The sequence below is a fragment of the Mycobacterium sp. genome (assembly GCF_052144515.1).
In the GTDB taxonomy this organism is placed as follows: domain Bacteria; phylum Actinomycetota; class Actinomycetes; order Mycobacteriales; family Mycobacteriaceae; genus Mycobacterium.
In genome coordinates this window covers 1-2,907 of sequence record NZ_JBKQQD010000028.1, presented here as the reverse complement: position 1 = coordinate 2,907, position 2,907 = coordinate 1, and the positions used below count along the sequence as shown (strand labels likewise).

The 2,907-nt window shown below is 65.6% G+C and carries 1 protein-coding gene and 3 pseudogenes; all 4 read left to right on the top strand.

All coding sequences use genetic code 11. The features are described 5' to 3' along the window. Window positions 1-246 (top strand): annotated as a pseudogene (locus tag ACLP9N_RS01355) (nitronate monooxygenase); the annotation flags it as partial. Between the two features lie 456 nt (window positions 247-702). After that, window positions 703-894: pseudogene (locus ACLP9N_RS01350) on the top strand (IS3 family transposase); the annotation flags it as partial. Window positions 895-1,045: 151 nt separating this feature from the next. Next, window positions 1,046-2,752 (top strand): tyrosine-type recombinase/integrase, encoded by a 1,707-nt coding sequence (locus ACLP9N_RS01345; protein ID WP_442405710.1) that lies wholly within the window; start codon window positions 1,046-1,048, stop codon window positions 2,750-2,752. A 33-nt stretch (window positions 2,753-2,785) separates the two neighbouring features. Next, window positions 2,786-2,907, top strand: a pseudogene (locus ACLP9N_RS01340) (hypothetical protein); the annotation flags it as partial.

The following is a 2,907-nucleotide window of genomic DNA, read 5'->3' as shown; positions in this document are numbered from 1 at the left end:
GCCTGGGACGATTCCAATGGGCCCGGGCCACTTCCCATGCCGCTGCAGTACCTGCTCTACGCCGAATACACCGCTCGGGCCGAACGGGCCGGCCGCACAGACCTTGTCGGCGGCCCGGTCGGCCAGGGGGTGGGCCGCATGACCAAAGTCAAGCCAGCCGCGGAAATCGTGCTGAACATGGTCGAGGAGTACATGGACACGCTGCAGCGCGTGAGCAGCACATACCACCAACTCACGGGTGAGTGACCGGGACGCGTCCAGCCGCGCCAGCTGCGCCGCCGCGACGCAGCGCTGCAGCCAGGATTGCTCATTGGAAGTTCACCGCAACGATCGGCCGACAGCTGCTTAGTCTCGGGTTTTCACCACCGAGAAGAGGCCACAGTTCATGACGAACCTGCAGCGAATGCGCCGACCGCAACGGCATTATCGAGGTATTGAACCGTAGGCCAGCTGTCTTGATGAGCACGACTGGGGCCGGCATCGACGCGTCTTCCACGTTGACGCCACCGCCGATTACGGGCACTGCACTTCGGCAGATTGTCGATCGTCAGCATGATTAGCGGATTGCTCAATGGGTGCGGCGCGACACAACACCTGTTGGGTAACCACGACATCCGGGATCGCCGCGCATGAGGCCACGGCAACGACCCAAGCACGCGTCATCCAGGTCGGGGTCTGAGAACTCGCAGGGTTGACCCCGTACGGGCGTGGCTTGCGCTCAACCGCGAGGGCATCGCGGTGACCCGCTGCACCGTCGAGCGGCTGATGGCCGAACTCGGCCTCACCGGAGCCTCCCGCGGCAAGGCCAAACGCACCACGATCGCCGACCCCACCGCAGCGCGGCCCGCCGATCTCGTGCAGCGGCAGTTCGCCCCGCCGGCACCGAACCGATTGTGAGTCGCTGACCTGACCTACGTGTCGACCTGGTCGGGGTTTGCCTACGTATTGGTTACGTGGAATCACACCGGGGGTGTTACGTGGAATCACACCGGGGGTTGGGTGTTCGTCCCTCCGTGTCACCACGAGCTGAGGGGCCCTGTTCACTGTGTCGGTGATCTTGGACGAGAAGTGGCCGGTGTTGCGCCGTCACGAGCGGGCGCGGGAGTGGCTGCAGATCTGGGTCGATCTGGGGCGGGCACCTCGCACGATCGACGCATACGCTCGCGGCCTGGCGGAGTATCTGCTGGTGTGCGAGCGGGAGGGCATCGACCCGGTCTCGGCGACCCGGGCCCAGATCGCCTTGTTCATCAGGGAGTTGCGGACTCGCCCGAGCCTGCGTGGACCGAAAGTTGTTGTGTTGGACTCGGGTTCGGGTCTGGCGAATGCGACGCTGCAGCAGCGGCTGGTTCCGGTGCGGCTGTTTTACGACTTCTTGGTCGAGGAGGGTGTGCGCGAGTCCAATCCGGTCGGCCGCGGCCGTTACACGGCGGGCCGGGGCTTCGGCGGTGGCCAGCCCCGGCCGCTGGTCGCGCGGATGGTCAAGTTGCCGTGGATCCCTGGCGAGGCGGAGTGGTTGCGGCTGCTCGGGGCGTTCCGTGTGGAGCCGATCCGTAATCGGTTGATGCTGGCGCTGGCCTACGATGCGGCGTTGCGCCGCGAGGAGCTGTGCTCGTTGCGCACCGAGGATCTGGATCCCGCGCATCGCACACTGCGGGTGCGGGCGGAGACGACCAAGACCCGCCGAGGGCGGGTGGTGCCGTACTCGGCGGCGACCGGGGTGCTGCTGTCGGGCTATCTCGCGCATCGGGCCCAGATCAGCCGGGCCCGCGGTCCGCTGTTCTTGTCGGAGTCACGGCGCAACCGCGGTGAACCGCTGAGTTTGTGGACCTGGTCGAAGGTGGTGCGCCGTGTTGCGTTGGCGGCTGATGTTCCGCAGTTCTCCACGCATACCACCCGACACCTGTGTCTGACCGACCTGGCCCGTATGAGGTGGGAGCTGCACACCAAACCCGTCGATCCGCTTCTGGGACAGGCGATCGAGGCCTGGCAGGCACTGCGCCCGGCACAGCCGACCACGCTGGACCGCAAGACCAGCGAGCACGTGCACATGCTCTTCGCCGTCCGCGCACACCCGGTCGCGAAGAATTACATCAACCGCACAATCATCCCCGCGCTCTGCGCCAGGGCAGGTGTCCCTAGCAGCGACGTGCGCGGCAAGATCACCAGCCACCGAGCTCGTTCCACGATCGCGTCCCAGCTCTACAACGCCAAGGAACCGATGACGCTGTTCGAGCTGCAGGCGTGGCTCGGCCATCGCACACCAAACACCACCCAGCATTACGCGAAGATCAGCCCGAACACCCTATCCAAGGCCTACACCGAAGCTGGCTACTTCGCCCGCAACGTGCGCACCATCGAGGTGCTCCTCGACCGTGAGGCCATCACCTCCGGCGCCGCCGCCACCGGCCAGCCTTGGCAGCACTACGATCTGGGCCACGGCTGGTGCAGCTACAGCTTTTTCGAGCAATGCCAGCACCGGATGGCCTGCGCCCGCTGCGACTTCTACACCCCGAAAGACTCCACCAAAGCCCAGCTGCTCGAAGCCAGCGGCAACCTGCAGCGCATGCTCGCCACCATCCCGCTCACCGACGACGAACGCGCTGCCGTCGACGACGGACACACTGCAGTAACCGCCCTGCTGGACCGGCTCGCCGACGTCCCCACTCCGGCTGGGCCCACCCCGCGTGAGCTCGCAACGCCGGCGACCGTGACCATGCTGCCGATCGTGCAAATCCGACCCGGGAAAGCCTGAAGAACTTGACAATTTTGATTCCACAGAATTGGCTTCGTCGTCGACGCCTACGCGCGGCGGATCCTGGCCTGGCGAGTCGCATCAACGATGGCCACCTCGATGGTGCTCGATGCCATCGAACAAGCGATCTGGACTCGCCAACAAGAAGGCATCAT